Source organism: Mesoterricola sp. JemC181, assembly GCF_055384585.1.
This window is the reverse complement of record NZ_AP045076.1, coordinates 1944756-1966731: the sequence shown is the minus strand read 5'-3', so window position 1 is coordinate 1966731 and position 21976 is coordinate 1944756. Positions and strand designations below refer to the sequence as shown.

Here is a 21976-nt window from a genome sequence, read left to right as displayed (position 1 = left end):
CGCGGCGGTTGCCATTGCCGGGGACGAACGGGGCTGCAAATAAGGATGAAAGACGTTCCACCCTCTCGGGCCCTGCCCACCCGAAATGGCGAGGAACCGAAGGAGGGAAGGTCCAGCCCGGGATCCTCGATCAAGGTCCTTGCGGGATCCGGCTACTGCATCGCCCGTCCGTACCGCAGCGACATGGTGATCCGGCGCCTGGCCTCACGGCCGTCGAGCGGCTTGGTGACCCAGTCGTTGATGGGGATTTCCGCCCCGGGTTCCTCGCCCTTGCCCGCCACCACCAGGATCGGCACGGCCGCCCAGGTGGGCTGGCTGCGCACGCTTGCGGCGACGTCCTTGAGGAGGCCGTTGGCCATGGACGCGTCCAGCACCAGCAGGGCCGGTGGAGGGCCGTCCAGGTGGTCGAGGATTTCGCCCGCTCCGGCGCAGGTGTCCACCTGGATGCCGGCGGGGGCCAGCTGCAGGGAGAGCTGGGACAGCAGGAGCGCCGAGGCGGAAGCGGCAAGGACGCGCGAGCCGGCGAAGGACTCCAGGGGCTCGCCGATGCTGACGCCCCGGGTGGCGATGTCCAGCAGCATCCGCACCCGCAGGCGCAGGAGATCCTCGCTGGCCCGCTTCAGGAAGAAGTCGTCGGCGCCCACCTGCAGGCTTCGCTCGCCCACGTTCTGGGAGAGGGAGGTGATGATGGCGAACGGCAGGTCCCGGGTGGCCGGATCGTCCTTGATCTGCTTGCAGAACTGGAAGCCGTCGGTCACGGGCATGACGGCGTCGCAGAGGATGAGATCGGGGCGGCGGTCCGAGATGATGTCCAGGGCGTTCTCGGCGTTGGCGGCGGTGAGGATCTCCACGCCCAGAGGCTGGAGGACCTCAGGGAAGAGTTTCCGCTGGAGCCGGTCGTCGTCGATGAAGAGCAGGAAGGCCTTGGATAAATCCGTGTGCAATGAACAGTCCTCTGAGAAATGATACATGGAGCGTAATCAAGCGTAGCTTATTTTCCCCCGTCGAGGGCCGCCCGCAGGTTTTCCAGCAGGTCGCGCCGGCTGAACGGTTTCTGGAGGAATCTCGCCGAGGGAGGCAGGGTGTCGCGGCCGTCATGGGTTTCCAGGGGGTAGCCGGACATGAACAGCACCTTGACCCCGGGCCGGTGGCGCAGCACGATCCGGCTCAAGGCCACGCCACCCATGCCGGGCATCACCAGGTCCGTGACCAGGGCGTGGATGCCGCGGTCCTCCCGGGCCAGACAGGCAAGGGCCTGGGCGGGCCGGGGGAAGGCGAGCACCTGGTAGCCCGCGTCCTCCAGCACGGTCCGGCCCAGGTCCAGGAGGGCCTCCTCGTCCTCCACCAGCAGGATGGTCTCCCAGCCGCCGGGGGCGGGCGCTTCGGAGGCTTCCGGCTGCGGGCCGCCCCCCGGAAACTGGAAGCGCGGCAGGTGCAGGCGGAAGGTGGAGCCCTGGCCGGGGGTGGAGTCCACCGAGACGAAGCCGCCGTTCTGGCGGAGGATCCCGTACACCATGGCCAGTCCCAGTCCGGTGCCCTTTCCCACCTCCTTGGTGGTGAAGAAGGGCTCGAAGATGTGGCTGAGGATCTCCGGATCCATGCCCTGCCCGGTGTCCGTGACCGAGAGCACCACGTAGTCCCCGGGCCGGGCGTCCAGGTGCCTCTGGGCGAAGGCCTCGTCCACCACCTGGTTGCCGGTCTCCAGGAGGATGGTGCCGGCGTCGAGGATGGCGTCCCGGGCGTTCACGACGAGGTTCACCAGCACCTGGCCCACCTGGGAGGGGTCGATCCACACCGTCCACAGGGTGGTGGCGGGCTTCCACACCAGGGCGTGGTTCTCCCCGATGAGGCGGCGGAGCATGGCCTGGGTCTCGTCCACCAGGGCGTTCATGTCCACGGGCCGGGGCTCGATGGTCTGCTTGCGCGCGAAGGCCAGCAGCTGGCGCGTGAGGTCGCTGGAGTGGGTGGCCGCCTTGCGGATCTGGTTCAGGTGCTGGCGGACCGGGCCCTCCGCGAAGGCCGGATCCTCCAGGAGCAGGTCCGAGTAGCCGATGATGACGCTCAGCATGTTGTTGGTGTCGTGGGCCACGCCCCCCGCCAGCTGGCCCAGGGAGTCCAGCTTCTGGGCCTGGCGGAGGATCCCCTCCGCCTGCTTGCGCCCGGTGATGTCGCGGACCACGGCGGCCAGGACGTCCTGGCCGTACCAGGTGGCCGGCTTGACCGCCACCTCCACGTCGAAGGGCGGACTGCCGTCGGGTTTCACGGCCCGAAGCTCGAAGACCGCGAACCCCTCCTGGTCCAGGTGGGCCAGAAGGCCTTGCATGGCGGCCTCGGGCGCGCCCCGTTCCGGATCGGGGATGCTCAGGCCGTACACGCTCTGGCCCAGCAGCGCCTCCCGGGGGAGGCCGAACATGAGGGTGGCGGACTGGTTGGCCTCCAGCACGATCCCCTGGCGGTCGTGGATGAGGATGGCGTCGTGGATGCTGTTGAACACCGACAGGAGGTTCTCCTGGGACACCCGCAGCCGTTCCCGCACCTCCTCGAGCTGCTGGAGGCGCTGCTGCAGCTCGGGGTAGAAGCTCTTGCGGCCGGACTCCTCGCCCAGACCGATGATCCGCTCCCGCATCGCCTCGCGGCCGATCCGGGCGGGCATCAGAGGGCTTCCAGGTAGAGGACCTCGAGGTCGGCCAGGGAAGGCTCCCGGGGGTTGGTGGCGTTGCAGGGGTCGTCGTAGGCCTTGGCCGCCAGGCGGCCCGCGTCCGCGGCGGCGATCCCCCGGTAGGCCAGGCCGCCGGTGATGCCGCAGGCGCTGCGCAGGGCCACCGCCTGGTCGACGAGGCCGCTGCGTACCTGCGCGTCCGTCAAGCCCGCCGGATGTCCGCCCATGGCTTCCGCCACCCGCCGGTAGCGCTCGGGCGCCGCCGGGAAATTGAAGTCGAGGACGTGGGGCAGGAGCAGGGCGTTGCACTCCCCGTGGGGCAGGTCCTTGAAGCCGCCCAGGCTGTGGGCCATGGCGTGCACGGCCCCCAGGCTCGCGTTGGAGAAGGCCAGGCCCGCGTGGAGGCTGGCCTGCATGATCCGCCCGCGCAGCTCCAGGTCGCCCGGGTCGCGCACCGACGCGGGCAGGTTGCCGGCCACGAGGCGGATGGCCTCCAGGGCGTGCACGTCCGTGACGGCGGAGTGGGCGTTGGAGACGTAGGCCTCCACCGCGTGGACCAGCGCGTCCAGGCCCGTGCAGGCGGTGAGGAAGGGCCCCAGGGTCACGAGCGTGCCGGGGTCGATGAGCGCCACGTCGGGCACCACGGCCTTGCTGATGATGGCGATCTTCACCTGGGCGGCCACGTCGTTGATGATGGCGAACTGGGACACGTCCGCGGAGGAGCCGGCGGTGGTGGGCACGCAGATGAGGGGCGGCATGGGCGTGCGCACCTCGTCCACGCCCTCGTAGTCGAGGATGGACCCGCCGTTGGTGGCCACGATGCCGATGCCCTTGGCGCAGTCCATGACGCTGCCGCCGCCCACGGCCACGATGAGGTCGCTGCCGCTCGAACGGTACACCCGGACGCCTTCGGCCACTTCCCCGGACCGGGGATTGGGGGAGACGCCCAGGAAGCGCGTGACCTCCAGGCCCTCCTCCTGGAGGAACAGGGCGGCCTCGTTCGTCCACCCCGCCGCGTCCACCCCGGGGTCCGACACCAGGAGGACCCGGCGGGCTCCGAGGTTCCGCGCATAGCGCCCCAGGAGCCTGCGGGCGTCCAGCCCGAACAGGAACTCGGGCGCGACGAATTTGCGCAGTTCAGACAGCACCGGATTGCCCAAAAATCATCCCTTTCCCACGGATGCTGCAACCCTACCACGGCCCCCGCCGGGCCATGCCCGGAGATTTCTTTTTTTCAGGGCTCCGGAGGCGGCGCCGGCCCCAAGGCGTCCAGTCGCTCGTCAGCCTCTTCCCGCGACCCGGCGGTGCCGAACTCCCAGCCGGTATCCTTGGCGATCCGCTCCAGCTGGAGCCGGGCCAGGGGAATCCGGGCGATGCGGATGACCGACCGAAGGCCCTTGATCTTCGCGGCGGACTGGACCCGCACCAGGTCCCGCAGGCCGTCGGCGTCCGTGGGATGGAGCCCGGCCAGGTCATGGACGATATCGAACCCGGGCCCGAGCTGCCCCACCCCGGCGATGACGGCCTTGGCCGCCTCCTTTCGTTCGGCCGCTTCCAGGTGGCCCCCGAGGGTCACGTACAGGCGGTTCTTCTCAACGTTGACAGTCACTTCGAACATGCGCGGGCCTCGGGCGGGTCCTCCCATTATCCATGGATGTGCCCACCCATCAGGGAGGCGTGTATCCTTGTACGTGGCCAAAATCCTCGTGATCGACGACAGCCGGATGATGCGGCTCTACCTGCGGCGCTGCCTGGAGAGGGCCGGGCACGGGGTGGAGGAGTGGGTGCCCCTGTCGGCCATGGACGTCCCCGACTACGTCACCACCAGCGCCCCGGACCTGATCATCAGCGACTTCCAGATGCCCGGCTGCAACGGCTCCTCCCTTGCCCGCATGGCCCGCAAGGCCCGCCCGGACTGTCCCATCCTGATCCTCACCGCATTCCGGGACGACGAGATGGAGGCCGGGCTCCTCAAGATGGGCGTCACCCGGGTCCTCGCCAAGCCCATCGAGGAGACCGCGCTGGTCGCCGCGGTCACGGGCACCCTGGCCGCGCCCGGCGACTCCGAGTGATCAGACCAGGCGCCTGAGGGCCCGGATCTCGTCCTTCACCAGGATCAGCCGCTCATGGGCCAGTTCCACCTCCTCCACCGAGAGGTGCCTGGCGACCAGGTCCTTGTGCTCGGCCGCGAAGCGCGCTCCGTTCTCCGCCGCGAGCGATATCCACACATAGGCCTCGGCCTGGTCCTGGGGGATGCGCTCGTCCTCGTCGAAGCAGAGGCCGTGGTGGTGGCTGTAGCCCAGATGGAACTGGGCCTCGGGATCCCCCCACAGGGCCGCCCGGCGGTACCAGGTGGCGGACCCGGGCGCGTCCCCCCCCGTGTAGTGGTCGCCCCAGGGGTTCTGGATGTCCAGGATGACCTGGGCCGCGCTGCAGCCCCCGTGGGCCGACAGGAGGAAGAGCTCCTGGGCCGCCGCCTCGTCCAGGGGCATGCCCAGGCCGCGCAGGTAGCAGACGCCCAGGTAGTAGGTGGCCAGGGGATCCCCCGCGTCGGAAGCGGCCCGGAAGCGCAGGGCGGCCTCCTTCTCGTCCCTCGGCAGGCCGATGCCGTTCTTGAAGTTGAAGCCGGTCACGAGCTGGGCCCGCCGGCTGCCCCAGTCCGCGGCGATGCGGTACCAGCGCACGGACTCCCCCAGGTCCCGGGGGACGAGATCCCCCTCCTCGTACAGCCGGGCCAGACGGAGCTGGGTGCGCTCATCCCCGTTCTCCCCGGCCTTGCGCAGCCAATGGAGGGCCTGGGCGAAATCCCGGGGCACGCCGTCGCCGTCCTCGAAGATCCGGGCCAGCTGCAGCTGGGCCTCCGTGCTCCCATGCTCGGCGGCCTTGCGGAACCAGGCCACCGCCTGGACGGGATCCCGGGGCCCGAACTCCCCCAGGCTGGCGCAGTGTCCGAGGAGGTACTGGGCCTCCTGGGAGCCGAGTTCCGCGGCCCTGCGCCACCAGCGCAACGCCTCGGCCCCGTCCCGGGGCACCCCGGTGCCCGTGGCGTAGTGCCGGCCGAGGGTAACCTGGGCGCTGGCGAGCCCCCGTTCGGCCTCGGCCCTCAGATCCGGTGTCGGTTCGGTCATGGACGTCCCTTTGGGGAGGAATTGGTTTATTGGGCTGATCCGCCCCGATTCTAATATTTATTTCCAATAATCAATCATGCAAATTGGGTTAAAATTTTCAAATTCTACGGATCCAACATGGCCCTTCTCATGAGGCAGCTGTTCGCCGACCGCCGGCTGCGCAGCCAGATCGTCCGCCGCGCGGTCCTGTGGACCCTGGTGGTGGCGGTCATCATCGGGACCGGAGCGGTCTTCTCCCACCGGGAGACCCGCGCCATCGCCCTCGGCAGGGCCCGGGACAGCTTCCAGAAGGACGTGACCACGCGCCAGTGGGTCACCCAGCGGGGCGGCGTGTACGTGCCCCTGGACGAGCGGACCGCCCCCAATCCCCACCTGGCCCACGTGCGGGACCGGGAGATCATCACGACCTCGGGCAAGGTCCTCACGCTCGTGAACCCCGCCTACCTGACCCGGATGCTCCACGAGCTGGGCCGGGAGAAGTATGGCCTGCAGGGGCACATCACCAGCCTCAAGCCCATCCGCGCCGCCAACGCGGCCGATCCCTGGGAGGTCCGGGCCCTCCGGGCCCTGGAGACCGGTGCCGCCGAGTTCCACGAGGAATCGCCCGTCGACGGGCGGCCCACCCTGCGGTTCATGGGCGCCCTGGTCACCCAGGAGGGCTGCCTGCGGTGCCATGCCTCCCAGGGCTACCAGGTGGGCGACGTGCGGGGCGGGATCAGCGTCACGGTGCCCATGCCCCGGGGTTCCGCCCTCGTCGGCGGGCTGGGCAACCTGCCGACCCTGATCGTCATGGGCGCGGTCTGGAGCGTGGGCCTGATCGTCATCCTCCTGGCGGGCCGGTGGAACCTGGCCCGCCTCCAGGACCGCCAGCGGAGCGAGACCGAGCGCGACCTTCTCCAGGCGCAGCTTGCCCAGGCCCAGAAGATGGAAAGCCTGGGCGCCCTGGCGGGCGGCGTCGCCCACGACATGAACAATGTGCTCGGGGCCATCCTGGGCCTGGCCTCGGCCACGGTGGACCGCCATGCTCCCGGCGATCCGACCCGCCGGGCCCTGGAGACCATCATCAAGGCCGCCGAGCGGGGCGGGAAGACCGTGCGCGGCCTCCTGAGCTTCGCCCGCCAGAGCCCCGCCGAGGAACGGGACCTGGACCTCAACGGCATCCTCCAGGAGGAGGCCCGGCTCCTCGAGCACACCACCCTGGCGAGGGTCGCGCTCACCCTGGACCTGGCCCCGGACCTGCGGCCCATCCGAGGCGACGCCAGCGCCCTGTCGCACGCGCTCATGAACCTCTGCGTCAACGCCGTGGACGCCATGCCCCAGGGCGGGACGCTGGCCCTGCGCACCCGGAACGTGGACGGCGACTGGATCGAGCTCTCGGTGGAGGACACCGGGGAAGGCATGCCGCCGGCGGTCCTGGAGCGGGCCCTGGACCCCTTCTTCACCACCAAGGACGTGGGCAGGGGCACCGGCCTGGGCCTCTCCCTGGTCTACAGCACCGTGAAGGCCCACCTGGGGCAGCTGGAGATCCAGAGCGAGCCCGGCCGCGGCACCCGGGTGCGCATGCGCTTCCCCGTGAGCGAGAGCGCCGCCCAGCAGGCCCTGGAGGCGCAGGAGGCCCGGGAGGCCGCCCAGCCCGGGGCGTTGCGGGTGCTCCTGGTGGACGACGACGAACTGATCCAGTATTCCATCCGCACCGTCCTGGAGGTGCTGGGCCACGCCGCCACCGCCGTCTCCAGCGGGGAGGAGGCCCTGCGGCTGCTGGAGGGAGGCTTCCAGCCCCAGGTGGTGATCCTCGACATGAACATGCCGGGCCTGGGCGGCCCGGGCACCCTGCCCCGCCTGCGGGCCCTGCGCCCGGACCTGCCGGTGCTCCTGGCCACCGGACGCGCCGACCCGACGGCCATGGACCTGGCGGAGGCCCACCCGCAGGTGAAGCTGCTGTCCAAGCCGTTCACCATGGAAGATTTGCGCAGAGAGCTGCAGCGGCTGAGGGGCTGAAGATCCGGCTTCCATCCCGGGATAACCTCGTAATATGATGGCTTACTTCCCGAGGCCCCCCATGCGCACCCCCCTGCTCCTCGCCGCCGTGTCCCTCTGCGCCCAGGCCCAGACGGCCAACCCCTTCTTCGCCGAGTGGAAGACGCCCTTCGGCGTCCCGCCCTTCGCCGAGATCAAGGAGGAGCACTTCCTGCCGGCCTTCAAGGAGGGCATGGCCCGCCACAAGGCCGAAGTCGCCGCCATCGCGGATTCCGCCGAGGCGCCTACGTTCGCGAACACGGTGGAGGCCCTGGAGCTGTCGGGCCAGTTCCTGGAGCGGGTGTCCCTGGTGTTCGGCGCGCTCTCGGGCGCCGAGACCAACCCCAGGCTGCAGGCCGTCAACCGAGAGCTTGCGCCGCTGCGCGCCGCGCACTACGACGAGATCAACCTCAACGGAAAGCTCTGGCTCCGGGTGAAGGCGGTGTGGGCGAAGCGCCAGGGGCTGGATCCCGAGCAGCTGCGGCTGCTGGAGGACCGGCGCCGCGGATTCCTGCGCGCCGGCGCGGACCTGGACGAGGCGGGCAAGACCCGCATGCGCGCCCTCAACGCCGAGCTCTCCCGCCTGGGCGTGCAGTTCGGCGACCGCATGCTGAAGGCCACCAAGGACTTCAAGCTGACCCTGGACAAGCCCGCGGACCTGGCGGGGCTGCCCCAGGCCGTGCGGGACGCCGCGGCCAGGGACGGCGCCTGGGTGTTCACGCTGGACGGGCCCAGCATCTGGCCCTTCCTGCAGTATGCCGACAACCGCGACCTGCGCCGCCGGCTCCTCGAAGGCTACCTGGAGCGCTGCCGCGCCGGGGAGACCGACACCCGCGGGCTGGTGAGCCGGGTGGCCGCGCTGCGCGTGCAGAAGGCCAGGCTCCTGGGCTACGCCACCTGGGCCGACTACATCCTCGAGGAGAACATGGCGAAGACGCCCGCGGGCGCCTACGGCCTCATGAAGCCCGTGTGGACCGCGGCCCTGGCCAAGGCCAAGGAGGAGCGCGCCGAGCTGCAGGCCGCCATGGCCAAGGACCGCCCGGGCGCCAGGCTCGAGGCCTGGGACTGGCGGTACTACCAGGAGAAGGTGCGCCGCGCGAAGTACGACCTGGACGAGTCCGCCCTGAAGCCCTACTTCAGCCTGGACAGCGTGCGCGGGGGCGCCTTCGGGCTGGCCACGCGGCTCTACGGCGTGACCTTCACCGAAGCGAAGGACGTCCCCGTCTACCATCCGGAGGTGCGGGTCTTCGAGGTGAAGGAACAGGACGGCCGCCACCTGGGCCTGCTCTACACCGACTACCACCCTCGCCCCGGCAAGCGCGGCGGCGCCTGGTGCGGCAGCCTGCGCCCGGGGCGGGACAACCACCGGGTCCACGCCGTCGCCACCAACGTGGCCAACCTCTCCCGGCCCTCCGGGGACGCCCCCGCCCTGCTCACGCCCGACGAGGTCCGCACCCTCTTCCACGAGTTCGGCCACGCCCTGCACGGGCTGTTCTACGCGGGCCGGTACCGGGGCCTGGGCGGGGCGCCGCGGGACTTCGTCGAGCTGCCCAGCCAGATCATGGAGAACTGGGCCATGGAGCCCGAGGTGCTCAAGACCTACGCGCGCCACTGGAAGACCGGGGAGCTGATCCCCGCCGCCCTGGGCGACCGCATCAAGAAGTCCCGCACCTTCGGCGAAGGCTTCGCCACCACGGAGTACATGGCCGCGGCCCTGCTGGACATGGACTGGCACACGCTCGCCGACGACGCGCCCCGGGACGCCGACGCGTTCGAGAAGGCCAGCATGGAGAAGTGGGGGCTGCCGCCGGAGATCCCGCTGCGGTACCGCACGGCCTTCTTCAACCACATCTGGGGCGGGGGCAACGGGTACAGCGCCGGGTACTACGCCTACATCTGGAGCGCCGTGCTGGACAGCGACGCGTTCCTCGCGTTCAAGGAGAAGGGGAACCTCTACGACCCCGCCACGGCGAGGGCCTTCCGCGCCAAGGTGCTGGACAGGGGCCAGACCGCGGACCCGGCCCAGCTCTACCGGGACTTCCGGGGCCGGGATCCCAGGGTGGACGCCCTGCTGGAAAAGCGCGGGCTCAAATAGGACCCGTCCATGGGATCCTGGTCCCATGGACGCCGACTCCCTGTCCCTCCTCACCCAGCGCCTGCGGGCCTTCGCCGCGGAAAGGGAGTGGGACGCCTTCCATTCCCCCAAGAACCTGGCCATGGCCCTGACCGGCGAGGCCGGGGAATTGGCGGCCGAGTTCCAGTGGCTCACGGAGCCTGAGAGCCGCGCCCTGGACCCCGAGCGCATGCGGCGCGTGCAGGAGGAGGCGGCGGACGTGCTGCTGTACCTGGTGCGCCTGGCCGACAAGCTGCAGTTCGACCTGCTGGAGGCCGCCGACCGGAAGATCGAGCTCAACGCCCGGCGCTACCCCGCGGACCGGGTCCGGGGCAGCGCGAAAAAATACGACGAATACAAGGAACCTGGGGGGGCGTAGAAGCCATTAATATCCTACGGCGGACTGCCGAGGAGCGCCCATGACCCAGCGAGACACCGCCCCCGCGGCGCGTCCGATCCTTGTCCTCAAGGGGCCGGCCAGCGCCGTCCAGGGCACGAGCGCCGTGGTGCGGGTGGAGGTCCGCGGCGCCGCCCCGGGCCAGCCGGTGTCCGTGCGCGGCTGGGTCAAGGGGGAGAAGGTGTTCGAAACCTTCCGCACCCTCGAGGGGGCCTCCGCCTTCGAGGCCGCCATCCCGGTCCCGCTTCTCGGGGAGGTCCAGACCCTGGTGGTGCAGGCCCACTGCCAGGGGGCCCGGTCCCCTGCCCACGCGGTGCCCCTGCGCCTGGCGCCCCTTGCCGGCCGCCGATCGGACCTCAGGACTCAAGCACTTCCCGCACCTTCCCCAGGAGAGCCTTGATCCGGAAGGGCTTCTGCAGGAAGTGGGTCTCCTCGCGCATCAGGCCCCGCTTGGCGAGGATATCCCCGGTGTAGCCGGAGATGAAGAGGACCTTGAAACCGGTCCGGGCCTCGAGGATGCGCTGCTGGAGCTCCTTCCCGTTCATTCCGGGCATGACCACGTCCGTGATCAGGAGATGGATCGGCCCCTCGTGGCGGGAAGCGAGCAGGACGGTGTCGAGGGGGTTCGAGGCGGCGAGCACCTTGTAGCCCTTCTCCTCCAGGACCAGCCTCATGACGTCCAGCATCGGCTTCTCGTCCTCGGCGATGAGGATGGTCTCGTCGCCCCCGCGGACCGATTCCTCGGCGGCCGCATCCGTGAACGCGTCCTCCGGATCGTAGGCCGGCAGGTAGATCTTGAAGGAGGTCCCCAGGCCCGGGTTGCTGTAGACCGAAACCGCCCCGCCGTTCTGCTTGATGATGCCGTACACCATCGAAAGCCCGAGGCCTGTGCCCTTCCCTTCGCCCTTGGTGGTGAAGAAGGGTTCGAAGATGTGCCTGAGGGTGAAGGGGTCCATGCCGCAGCCCGTGTCGCTGACGGTCAGCTGCACGTAGTTCCCGGGCGCCAGGCCCCCGAAGATCAGGGCCGAGGAGTCCTCCACCTGGACGTTGCAGGTCTCGATGCTGATGGACCCGGCGCCCGGCAGCGCGTCCCGGGAATTGACCACCAGGTTCGTGAGCATCTGGCTCACCTGGGACGGGTCGATGAAGACCGCCCGCAGATCCGGGCCGGGGTGCAGGATCAGTTCGATGTCCCGCTCGATCATCCGGTTCAGCATCTTCCGGTTCTCCTCCACGGCCTCGTTGAGGTCCAGCCGCCTGGGCTGTGCGGCCTGCTTGCGGGAGAAGGCCAGGAGCTGCCGGGTGAGATCCGCGGAGCGTTCCGCGGCGTGCTTGATCTCCAGGATGCGCCTGCGGGCGGGTTCCGGGAGGGCCTGGGTCTCGAGCGAGATCTCGGAATTGATCAGGATGACGTTGAGCATGTTGTTGAAATCGTGGGCGACCCCTCCCGCCAGCCTGCCGAGGGCTTCCATCTTCTGGGACTGGAGCAGCTCGGACTCGATGCGCCGCTGCTCGGTGACGTCCTGGAGGATGCCGATGAAATGGGTGACGGCGCCGCCGTCCCCCCGCACCGGCGAGAGGGCCGTCTGGAAGAGCCTGGGCATTCCGCTCTTGTGCCGGTCCTGGATCTCCCCCCGCCACACCTGGCCGGAGGACAGGGTGGTCCACATCATCTCCTGGCCGTCGGCGCCCTGGCTTCCGGATTCCAGGAAGCGGGGCCTGGACCCGAGGATCTCGCGGCTTTCGAAGCCCGTGATCTCCAGGTAGGCCAGGTTGGCCCATTCGATGACACCCTGCCGGTCCATGATCAGGATGCCGTTGGCGGCCGCATCCAGCGCGATGCTCCTGAGCCGGAGCCGGGCCTCGGCCTGCTGCAGTTCCTCCACCTGCCGGGCCAGGCTCTGGGAGCGCTGGTCGAGTTTCTGCACCAGGCGCTCGTTGTAGAGCTTCAGGAAGGAGCCCTCGTCGGTGGGGGCGGGGTCCTGCGGCCGGATTTCCCCGATCTGGGTGCGCGCCACCACATCCTGCACCTGGAGCAGGAAGGCGTCCGGCTCCATGGGCTTGCGCAGGAAGGCGGCGGCCCCCAGGGAAAGGGCGAAGGCTTCGTCCTCGTCGGACTGGTAGGTGGCGGTGTAGAAGATGAAGGGGATCCGGGCCAGGACCGCGTCCTCCATCCAGGCGCGGCACAGGGAGTAGCCGTCCATCACGGGCATCAGGATGTCGGAGATGATGAGGTCCGGCGGTTCCCGGCGGGCCGTCTCCAGCGCCTCCCGGCCGTTCACGGCCTCCCGGATGGCATGGCCCTGGCTCCCCAGGAGCAGGTCCAGGAGCTTGAGGTTGGTAGGGATGTCATCGACCAGCAGGATCTTCATGCTCGGCTCCCCCGGATGGCGGGTCAAATGAACGAGGCGACGGTGCCCGTGAAGGTCTCGGGGTTGATGGGCTTCTCGATGTATTCCGTGAAGCCTTCCAGCAGGGCCCGCTCGCGGTCCCCGGCCATGGCGTAGCTGGTGATGGCCATGATGGGGGTCCCGGCCGTCCCGGGCAGGGCCCGCAGGGCCTTGACGACCTGGTACCCGTCCATGCCCGGGAGCTGGATGTCCAGGAGGATGAGATCGAAGGGCTCCGCCTGGGCGATGGCGATGCCCGAAGGCCCGTCGGTCGCCTCGACCAGGTGCACCTTCAGGGGGCTCAGGAGCATCCGCACGAGAAGGAGGTTGTCCGGGTTGTCTTCGATGACCAGGATGCGTTTCATGGTTCTCCTCTAGAGCGGCAGCGACAGCGTGAAGGTGGCGCCCCTGCCCGCCTCGCTTTCGGCCAGGATATCGCCGTTCATGAGACGGGCCAGTCGCCTGCTGAGCGCCAGGCCCAGGCCGGTGCCCTCGTTGCGGCGGGCGAGTCCCTCGTCCAGCTGCTCGAATTCCCGGAACAGCCGGTGAAGGTCCTGGGCGGCGATGCCGGGCCCGGTGTCCTGCACCTCCACATCCACCCGGGCCTCCCGGAGGCGGATGCGGACCGTGACGCGTCCGGTGTCCGTGAATTTCACCGCGTTCGAAAGGAGGTTCAGGAAGATCTGGGACACCCGCCGGCGGTCGCCGGTCATGGGGAGCGCCTCCGGGAAGGCGTCCCGGAGCAGGTCCAGGCCCTTGGACGCCGCGGCGGGCGCCAGGGTCTCCATGGACTCCCGCAGCGTCTGCACCAGGTCGTAGGGCTGGGCGGCCAGCCGCATTTCCGAGGCCTCGATCTTGGAGAGATCCAGGACGTCGTTGATCAGGTCCAGCAGGTGGCGGCCGTTCCGCTGCACGATCCGCAGGGGCTCCTCCTGCTGGGCCTGCAGGGGGCCGGCCATGCCGCCCAGCAGGACGCCCGTGAATCCGATGACCGAATTGAGCGGCGTGCGCAGTTCATGGGACATGGCCGACAGGAAGGCGGATTTGGCGCGGTCGGCGGCCTGGGCCCGTTCCACGGCCAGGGCCAGGTCCTCGTTCGCCTCCCTCAGGAGGGCCGTGCGTTCCTCGACGCTGCGTTCCAGTCCGGCGGCATGGGCCTTCAGGCGCTCGTGGAGGAGGGCGTTCTGGAGGCCCGTGGAGACCTGGCCCGCCAGGGTCTCCAGAAACGTGGCCTCCGCCCCGTACGCCCGCGGCCGGCCCGAACCCAGAACGAGCCGTCCGATGTCCTGGCCCGCCTTCCTGAGGGGGAGGATCGCGAAGGACACCACGCCGGGGGCCCCGAAGCGCGGGTCCGCCGCCGCATCCTCAACATAGACGGCCCGGCCGTCCAAGGGACCCAGGGCGTCGACGCGCAGGTCCCCCTCCTCGTCCCGCGCGGCCCCGGCAGGTGCCCGGACGCTGTCCAGGAGCCGGAGCTCCGCGCCCTCCTGGAGGTAGAGCGCCGCAAGGTCCGATCCCGTGGCGGAAAGGGTTCCCAGCAGGGCGGCCTGGGAGCAGGCGGCAACGTCCAGGGTCGTCGTGAGGCGGTTGCCCAGCTCGTTCATGGCCGAAAGCTGGGCGGCCCGCCGGAGGAGGGCCGCCTCCGCCAGCTTCTGGTCCGTGATGTCCTCGCCCAGGCCGATGGTGCCGATGATGGCTCCGGCCCGGTCCCGGAGGACCGTGTTGTTCCACCGGATGAGCCGGCGCCCGCCGCCGCGGGTGAGGATCTCGTTCTCGTTGTGGACCTGGATCTCCCCCTTGTTCATGGACGCGTCGAGGGCCGCCTCGACCCGCGGGCGGTCCTCCGGGGGCACGAACATGTCGAACCAGTTGCGGCCCAGGACCTCCTCCCGGGACCGGCCCGTCAGCTGGAGCAGGTGGTCGTTGCAGAAGGTGATGGTGGCCTGGGCGTCCAGGGACACGGCCACGAGCTTCACCGTTTCCAGGGTCGCCCGGAACCGGCGCTCGGATTCGGCCAGGTCCATGCGGGTCTCCATGGCCGCCAGCGCGTAGCCCATGTCCCCCGCCAGCTCGCCCAGGAGCCGGCCTTCTTCGGTGCCGAGGAGGTCCGGCTCCCCGTAGCAGGCCATGAGGGCGCCCACCGCCTTCCCGGCCTGGAGGATCGGAAAGGCGCACTGGGCCTGGTAGCCCAGGGTCAGGGCCCGGGCCCGCCAGGGGGCGAAGGCCGGATCGTTCAGGCAGGCCGGAAAGACCACGGCCTGGCCGGCGAGGGTTTCGTTGTCCGGGAGGGCGAGGCCGCCCAGGTGGCCGAAGGAGGCCCCCGGGACCAGGCACCCCGTGGCTTCGTCCTTGAACCCCAGCCAGGCCATCTGGAAGCCGCCCATTTCCACCAGGAGGCGGCTGGCTTCCCGCAGCAGCGTGGGGCGGTCCTCGGAATGGACGATCGCCTGGTTCACCTCGGACAGGGTCCGGTAGAGCCGGTTCTGGAGGCGCAGCCGGTCCTCGAGGCGCTCCCGTTCCTGCAGCGCGGAACCCAGCACGAGGGTGGTGATGGCCAGCGTGCAGATGAAGCCCTGCTGCAGGAGGAGGGACCCGTTCAAGGGGCCGGGAAGCAGGAAGGGGCCCGCGCCGAGCACGGTGGAGGTGGTGGCGAGGAGGGCCAGCAGGGCGACCAGGGCCGACGCATGGAAGGGACCGAGCCGGGAGGTGCTCAGGACCAGCAGCGGAAAGAAGAAGAAGGCGAGGGGCGGAAGGAAGGGGCAGACCCCGAACCAGAAGACGAGGATCAAACCGGCGGCCAGCAGCGCATCCCGGTGGACCTTCCGGGGCAGGGCGGCCAGCTGCCGCCTCCGGAACGTCAGCAGCATGGGCGTCAGGACCAGGGCGCCGGCGGCATCGCCCAGCCACCACGAGGCGCCCACGGCCTGGAAGAGGTGCCAGCGGCCCGTCGCCGAGCAGAACGCCAGGGTCCCCACCAGGGCGCTGGCGAAGGTCGCCACGACCGCCCCGCCCAGGATGAACTGGAGGACGTGGGCCACCCGGTTGAAGGGATGGCGGGTGCCCGTGAACCGCTCGATGAGATACCCGGCCAGGAGGGCCTCCGCGGCGTTGCCCAGGGCCGTGGCCAGGGAGGCGGCCGCCAGGTTGACGGGGGGCAGGCCGAGGCGGGCGAGGACCAGCGCGTTGGCCAGGAAGGCCCCGAGGAGGACGGCCGGCCAGATGCCGGGGCCGTACCGCAGGCAGGCGGCGATGGCCAGGCCCGTGGGAATCCACACGGCCGTGGCGTTGGAGCCCGGCACCGCCAGGGCGAGCCCGAGGGCGGCCAGGACGGAATAGGCCGCCGCGAGGCCCGCCAGGTGGCGGACGGGAAGGCGTTTCCAAGGGAAGTGCCAGTGGGGCTTCATGAGTGGCCGCCGGGGTTGAAGGGATGCTTTGTTCCTTTATACCCCGGAAGGGCTCCCGGCCGCAGCGTTCACTGGGGCAGCAGCCCCAGCTCCTCCGCGTTGGCGTGCAGGACGTCCACCACGCGCTGGAAGTGCTCGTCCTCGGTCCCTCCGACGAGTTCGGACAGCCTCCGGAACCCTTCGATCATCTCCTCCCGGTTCACCCCCGCCGCGAAGGCGGGGGTCTTCATCTTCTTGCGGATGCTTTTGGGCTCGAGACCCTCCGTGCGCTGGGGACGCACCAGGGCGCAGGCGGTGACGAAGCCGGTGACCTCGTCCGAGGCCACCAGGGCGCGCTCCAGGAGGTCCTCGGGGCGGATGCCGGTGCGCTCCCAGGCGTGGGCGGCCACGGCCCGGGCCAGGGCGGGTTCGGAACGCTCCTCCAGCCACGCGACCACGCGCGCGGGGTGCTCCCCGGGCCAGCGGTCGTAGTCGGCGTCGTGGAGCAGGCCGGCCAGGGCGAAGGGCCGCGGGTCCTCCCCCAGGCGCCGGGCCAGGTCCTCCATCACCAGCTCCACGCCCCGCGCGTGGATGCGCAGGCGCTCCGAGGGCGTCCACTCGCAAACCAGGGTCCAGGCCTCTTCGCGCGTCAGCATGCGGTCCTCCACGCCAATTCTAGGCCAGTTCGCGGATCTTCCGGGCCAGTTCCTGGACGGAGAAGGGCTTGTGCAGGAGCCCCACCGAGGGCCGGCCCTCCACCATGGCCCGGGCGGCGGCGTCCACGTAGCCCGAGGACACCAGGACCTTCTGGCCGGGCCTGAGCTCCAGGATCCGCGGCAGGGCCTCGTTGCCGGTCATGCCGGGCATGTTCAGGTCGAGGATCACCAGGTCGAAGGCCGCGGGGCCGGCCAGCGCCTCCAGGGCCCCCGCGCCGCTGTCCGCGCACGTCACCTGGTGGCCCTGCCAGTGCAGCACGTCGGTCACGGACTCGCGCAGGAGTTCGTCGTCGTCCACCACCAGGATCTCCAGGCCGCGCACCGCGGGACCCTCGCGCACCGGCGCGGGTTCCACGGGCCGGGCCTCGGAACCCGGGAAGGCCCGGCGCACCTGCGTGCCCTCCCCGGGGCGGCTGGCGATGGAGAGGGTGCCCCTGTGGGCCTGCACGGTGCCGTAGACCATGGCCAGGCCCAGGCCCGTGCCCTTGCCGGCGGGCTTGGTGGAGAAGAACGGCTCCGTGGCGCGCAGGACGACCTCCTCGGTCATGCCCGCGCCGGTGTCCTCCACGTCCAGCAGCACCTCGCCGCCGGGGCCGTTGGCGGTGCGCAGGGTGATGGTCCCGCCCTGGGGCATCGCGTCCACGCTGTTGACGCAGATGTTCATGACGGCGTGGTTCAGGGCGCCGGGGTCGCCTTCCACGGCGCGCAGGTCCGGGGCGAGCTCGGTGACGAACCGGACCCTCTGGAGCGTGGTCCGGCTCAGGAGGCCGACGACCTCCTCCACCTGCCGGTTGAGATCCACCGGCAGGATCTCCCCCAGGTCCCGCCGGGCGAAGCACAGCAGGCCCTGGACCACTCCGCGCCCGCGCACGCAGGCCTGGCGGATGGTCTCCATGGACCGGTTCCCCGGGTCCCGCTCCATCTCGAGCGAGGCCAGGCCCAGGATGGCGCCCAGGACGTTGTTCAGGTCGTGGGCGACGCCGCCGGCGAGGTTGCCCAGGCTCTCGAGCTTCTGGGATTGCTGAAGGCGCAGCTCGAGGTCGCGCTGCTCGGCTTCGGCGCGCTTGCGGCGCTCCTCCTTGTCCATGTCCTCCAGGGCGTACGTGAGGTCCTGGCAGACCTCCTCGAGGAGGGCGATCTCCTGGGGGCCGAAGAACCCCGCCTCCTCCGCGTAGATGGCCAGGACGCCGAAGACCGTCCCGTCGCCCCTGCGCAGGGGGAAGGAACCCGCGGCCTTGAACCCCAGGGATCTTCCGGTGTCCCGCCAGGGCGCGGTGCGCGGGTCCTCGGTGAAGTCGTAGGCGAGGACGGGGCTCCCCTCCCGGAAGGCCCGGCCCATGGTGCCCCGGCCCTCGGGCCGGTCGTCGGTGGCGTAGACCACCAGGGACTCCACCCAGCCCTCGGGGCCCCCGTGGAAGGCCAGGGGCTTGAACCGGCCGGTCTCCGGCTCGGGCGCCGCGATCCACGCCCCCCAGAAGCCGCCGCCCACCACCAGGTCCCGGCAGATGCACCGGAAGAGCTCCTCCGGGGACTGGACCCGGACGATGGACTGGTTCACCTGGCTCAGGGCCGCGTAGAGCCGCGAAGCCCGGGTCAGGGCCTCCTCGTCGGCCTTCCGGGCGGTGATGTCCTCGATCACGGTGAGGATCCGGAGGCCGCCGTCCAGCTCGAGGAGGTCGCCCGAGACCCGGCCCACCATCACGACTCCGGCCTTGGTGCGGAAGAGGGCCTCCATGCCCTCCACCCGGCCCGCGGCCCGCAGCTGCTCGAGGTACGTCTTCCGGGCCTCCGGGGACACCCAGAAGCCCGCAACCGAGCGCCCGGCCAACTCCTCCCGGGTGTAGCCCGTGAGCCGGAGCATGGTGTCGTTGACCTCCTCCACTTCGCCGCCGGGGTACCTCGCCAGGATGATGCTGGAGGGGTTCGACCGGAAGATCCGCTCGAACTTGTCTTCGGCCAGCTTCAGGGCCTCCTCGGCCTGGGCCGCGGAGGTGACGTCCCGCACCACGGCGATCACGCGGCCGCCGGCCCGGGTGAGCCGCACTTCGCTCCAAAAGAGGGAGCCGTCGGCCCGGCGGGAGCGCCAGGGGAACTCCACGCTTCCCCGGGCGCTGGATTCCCGGATCCGGACCTGGGCCACCGCCAGGGTATAGCCCTCGGCGCTGGCGCTGAGCAGTTCCAGGTCCAGCCGGGCCAGGGCCTCGGCGGTGTACCCGAACATCTCCAGGCCGGCCTGGTTCACTTCCAGGATCTGGCCGGTGACCGCGTCGTGGACGAAGACGGCATCGGGCAGGGCATCCAGGATGAGCGAATAGTCGAGGGGCAGGCTCCCGGGGCCGGATACCAATGCTTGTGGCCCAATGGGATACATGGGTCTCCTCGCCTGGGGTGCTTCAGGATCGACGGGCTGTTGGGTGACTCATTATGCCCTACCGGGAAAGGCCATCCACCTCGAACAGTTCGCTGAGCTTGCGGTCATAGGTGTAGGCAACCGTCCGGGCGTCCGGCGTCATGAACACGCTCCGGATCTGCAGGTGGCCGGCGGGGTCCGGCGGCGAGAAGCTGCGCACCACCGTGCCGGCGCCGGTGACGGGGTCCAGGCGCCGCAGGACCACGGGCAGGGCGGCCAGTTCGCTGCGGACGTGGATGCCCCGGCCGTCGCCCGTCCAGCCCACGACCCGCTCGCCCTTGGCCAGTCCCCGGATGGGCTGGGGCGCCGCGTCCCCGTGCACGGGCACGATGAACCATTCTTTCGCGTTGCCCGTGGCGATGAAGCGGCTGCCGTCGGGGGAGAGCGGCGTGAGGCCGGCCACCATGGCGCCCAGCCCCTCGGGAGTGAAGAGCCGCGGCTCCCCCTTGCCGGGGACCCAGCTGTACCAGCCCATCCGGTCCTTCTCCTGCCCCTGGAAGACCAGCTCGGCCCCGCGCTGGTAGGCGGTGCCCAGGCCCTGGAACCGCTTGGGCATGGGCAGCACCTGGGACCTCCCGGCGCCCGTGGGCATGAAGAAGAAGTAGCCCACCGGGTTGCCCTGGGCGTCCTTGACGGCCCCGGGGGTGAGGCCGGCCTGCTGGAAGGCCGCGGCGGCCCCGCGGTCCAGGTCCCCGGCCCCCAGGAAGTCGATGGAGAGCTGCAGCGAGGAGCCGTCGGGGGCCAGGGTCATGGGGTTGCCCCGGGCCAGCTTCACGGGGGAGGCCTCGTCCAGGCGGTACACGTAGGCCTGGTCCCGGGAGGTTCCGCCGTCCAGCGCGGGGGACTCCAGCAGCAGCAGGGTGCGCCCGTCGGCGCTCAGGCCCGCGGCCTGGGTGCCCTCCAGGATGGAGATCTCCCGGGTGGCGCCGCCCTGCTGCACGAAGACGCCCCGGCGCACCCGCTGGCTGGCGAGGAGGGCCCGCCCCTGGGGCGAGACGTCCATCAGCTGCTTGGCCCCCTCGCCGCGCCAGACCAGGCGCCTGGCGCCGCGGGAGGAGAGGGCCCACAGGGAGGTCTGGTCCCCTTCCCATTCCGTGAACCACAGCTCCCCCGACGGGCCCCAGGCCATCCCCGTCAGGGTCTGGGCCAGGGAGTCCCCGGCCTTGGTGAAGAGCACCTTCAGGCCCCCCTTGCGGTCGAACACGCCGATCTCGGACACGCCGCGGTTGCTGTCGCTGTGGATGACGGCCAGGCGTCCCCCGCCGGGGGCCAGGCGCAGGCACTTGATGCCCGTGGCGCCTCCGTCCTCCGTGAAGACCGTGCGCCCCGAGGGGAACTCCACGCGGATGACGCCCTTGTCGTCCATGGCCAGGAGGGCCATGCTCTGGCCGTCCCAGGCGGCGTCGCTGACGTCCTCCAGGATGTCCTTGACGCTGCCGCCCCCGCCCGGGGCCTGGGCCAGGAGCCCGCTGAAGCGGCCCCCGAAACGGCGCACCGGGTTGCGCAGGAGGGCCAGCTCGCCCTGGCTCGAGACGCCCAGGAGCAGGGCGTCGGAGATGCCCAGGGCCTTGGGGCCCTCGGTGCCGGGATAGAGCGCGAAGAGGCCGGGCGCGCCGCCCTGGACGCGGGCGGAGTAGAAGATGGTCGTGCCGTCGGGCCCGAAGAAGGCCGATTCCAGGGTGCCCGGGGCGGTGTTCACCCGGTGGAAGACCGGCGCGGGCGCGGCGGGCGCCGGGCGCAGGACGGCCGCCGCCAGGGCCAGGGCCGCCACGGCCCCGAAGGCCCAGGCGGGCACCTTCCGGCGGGGCTTGTGGGGCGCCATGGGACCGCCCAGCGAGATGGTGTCCAGATGCTGGAGGGCGAAGGCGATGTCCCGCATGGACTGGAACCGCGCCTCGGGGCGCTTTTCCAGGCAGTGGGCCACGATGCTCTCCAGGACGGGGGAGAAGGGGCCCCGGGAGCCCTTGAGGTCGGGGGGGTCCTGGTTGAGGATGGCCTCGAAGGTCAGGGCCGCCGTGTCCCGCCGGAAGGCGCGCTGGCCGCTGAGAAGCTCGTAGAGCAGGACCCCGAAGCTGAAGATGTCGCTGCGGGCGTCCAGGTCCTCGCCCCGCACCTGCTCGGGGCTCATGTAGCCCAGGGTGCCCACCACCATGCCGGCCTGGGTGCCCGGGCCGGAGGGTTCCGGGGCCGGAAAGGGCGCCTGGGCCACCGCGGTGGCGGAGGGCGGAGCCGAGGCGGTGAGGGTCTCGTCCAGCGGCCCCGGGGCCGGGGTCCAGCGGGGCATGGGCTTGGCCAGCCCGAAGTCCAGGAGCTTCACCTGCCCGTCCTTGCACAGGAAGATGTTCTCGGGCTTGATGTCCCGGTGGAGGATCCCCTTGTCGTGGGCCGCCGCCAGCCCCAGGGCCACCTGGGAGGCGATGTCCAGGGCCTTGCGGGGCGCCAGGGCCCCGGGCCTCAGGCGCTCCCGCAGGTTCTCGCCCTCCAGCAGCTCCATCGCCGCGTAGCAGATGCCGTCCTGGCGGCCGAAATCGAAGATGCCCATGACGTTGGGGTGGGAGAGGGCCGCGACGGCCTTGGCCTCCCGCTCGAACCGCGCCACCCGGACCGGGTCGTCGGCCATGGAGGGCGGCAGGACCTTGATGGCCACGAGGCGGTCCAGCTTGGAGTCCTTCGCCTTGTACACGACGCCCATGCCGCCCATGCCGATCTGGGACAGGATCACGTAGGGCCCGAGGAGGGCGCCGGCTTCCAGGGTCATTCGGGG

General features: G+C 70.7%; 16 protein-coding genes. 5 read left to right on the top strand and 11 right to left on the bottom strand.

Features of this window, described 5'->3' with window-relative positions:
* Positions 1-152: 152 nt before the first annotated feature.
* The 4 genes from ACZ5MC_RS08585 to ACZ5MC_RS08570 form a co-directional block, all read right to left on the bottom strand.
* On the bottom strand, positions 153-944 hold the full coding sequence (locus ACZ5MC_RS08585) for a response regulator (protein WP_464517526.1): 792 nt from the start codon (positions 942-944) through the stop codon (positions 153-155).
* A gap of 47 nt (positions 945-991) precedes the next feature.
* Positions 992-2653, bottom strand: a complete 1662-nt coding sequence (locus ACZ5MC_RS08580) for a hybrid sensor histidine kinase/response regulator (RefSeq protein ID WP_464517525.1) — start codon at positions 2651-2653, stop codon at positions 992-994.
* The gene (ercA, locus tag ACZ5MC_RS08575; protein WP_306599911.1) at positions 2653-3807 is read right to left on the bottom strand and encodes an alcohol dehydrogenase-like regulatory protein ErcA; all 1155 of its coding nucleotides are present in this window, start codon (positions 3805-3807) and stop codon (positions 2653-2655) included. Before ercA ends, ACZ5MC_RS08580 begins: the two co-directional genes overlap by 1 nt.
* An 86-nt stretch (positions 3808-3893) precedes the next feature.
* Positions 3894-4277 (bottom strand): hypothetical protein, encoded by a 384-nt coding sequence (locus ACZ5MC_RS08570; protein WP_306599910.1) that lies wholly within the window; start codon positions 4275-4277, stop codon positions 3894-3896.
* Between the two features lie 73 nt (positions 4278-4350).
* On the opposite strand from ACZ5MC_RS08570, the gene ACZ5MC_RS08565 reads away from it, so the two are divergent.
* Positions 4351-4731 carry a response regulator gene (locus tag ACZ5MC_RS08565; protein WP_306602320.1) on the top strand — a complete coding sequence of 127 codons (381 nt, stop codon included), beginning with the start codon at positions 4351-4353 and terminating at the stop codon, positions 4729-4731.
* Here the strand turns inward: ACZ5MC_RS08565 and ACZ5MC_RS08560 are convergent, their stop codons facing one another.
* Positions 4732-5787, bottom strand: coding sequence for an SEL1-like repeat protein (locus ACZ5MC_RS08560; protein ID WP_306599909.1), 1056 nt, complete (start codon positions 5785-5787; stop codon positions 4732-4734).
* 117 nt (positions 5788-5904) lie between these two features.
* Here ACZ5MC_RS08560 and ACZ5MC_RS08555 point away from each other — a divergent pair, with 117 nt between their 5' ends.
* From ACZ5MC_RS08555 to ACZ5MC_RS08540, 4 genes are all read left to right on the top strand, one after another.
* Positions 5905-7785 carry an ATP-binding protein gene (locus ACZ5MC_RS08555; RefSeq protein WP_464517524.1) on the top strand — a complete coding sequence of 627 codons (1881 nt, stop codon included), beginning with the start codon at positions 5905-5907 and terminating at the stop codon, positions 7783-7785.
* 61 nt (positions 7786-7846) lie between these two features.
* Complete coding sequence (locus ACZ5MC_RS08550; RefSeq protein ID WP_306599907.1) at positions 7847-9898, top strand: M3 family metallopeptidase; 2052 nt, start codon at positions 7847-7849, stop codon at positions 9896-9898.
* 25 nt (positions 9899-9923) lie between these two features.
* Positions 9924-10295 (top strand): nucleotide pyrophosphohydrolase, encoded by a 372-nt coding sequence (locus ACZ5MC_RS08545; protein WP_464517523.1) that lies wholly within the window; start codon positions 9924-9926, stop codon positions 10293-10295.
* 40 nt (positions 10296-10335) lie between these two features.
* Complete coding sequence (locus tag ACZ5MC_RS08540; RefSeq protein WP_306599904.1) at positions 10336-10713, top strand: hypothetical protein; 378 nt, start codon at positions 10336-10338, stop codon at positions 10711-10713.
* Here the strand turns inward: ACZ5MC_RS08540 and ACZ5MC_RS08535 are convergent.
* From ACZ5MC_RS08535 to ACZ5MC_RS08510, 6 genes are all read right to left on the bottom strand, one after another.
* Positions 10670-12685, bottom strand: coding sequence for a response regulator (locus ACZ5MC_RS08535; protein WP_464517522.1), 2016 nt, complete (start codon positions 12683-12685; stop codon positions 10670-10672). The genes ACZ5MC_RS08540 and ACZ5MC_RS08535 overlap by 44 nt on opposite strands.
* A gap of 23 nt (positions 12686-12708) precedes the next feature.
* The gene (locus tag ACZ5MC_RS08530; RefSeq protein WP_306599902.1) at positions 12709-13068 is read right to left on the bottom strand and encodes a response regulator; all 360 of its coding nucleotides are present in this window, start codon (positions 13066-13068) and stop codon (positions 12709-12711) included.
* Between the two features lie 9 nt (positions 13069-13077).
* Positions 13078-16107: an MASE1 domain-containing protein gene (locus ACZ5MC_RS08525; RefSeq protein WP_464517521.1), complete on the bottom strand. Its 3030-nt coding sequence runs from the start codon at positions 16105-16107 to the stop codon at positions 13078-13080.
* A 68-nt stretch (positions 16108-16175) separates the two neighbouring features.
* Entirely contained in the window at positions 16176-16742 is a 567-nt protein-coding gene (locus ACZ5MC_RS08520; protein ID WP_464517520.1) for an HD domain-containing protein, read from the bottom strand.
* A gap of 19 nt (positions 16743-16761) precedes the next feature.
* Positions 16762-19173: a PAS domain S-box protein gene (locus ACZ5MC_RS08515; RefSeq protein ID WP_464517519.1), complete on the bottom strand. Its 2412-nt coding sequence runs from the start codon at positions 19171-19173 to the stop codon at positions 16762-16764.
* A 58-nt stretch (positions 19174-19231) separates the two neighbouring features.
* Positions 19232-21970, bottom strand: coding sequence for a serine/threonine-protein kinase (locus tag ACZ5MC_RS08510; protein ID WP_306599898.1), 2739 nt, complete (start codon positions 21968-21970; stop codon positions 19232-19234).
* Positions 21971-21976 lie beyond the last annotated feature (6 nt).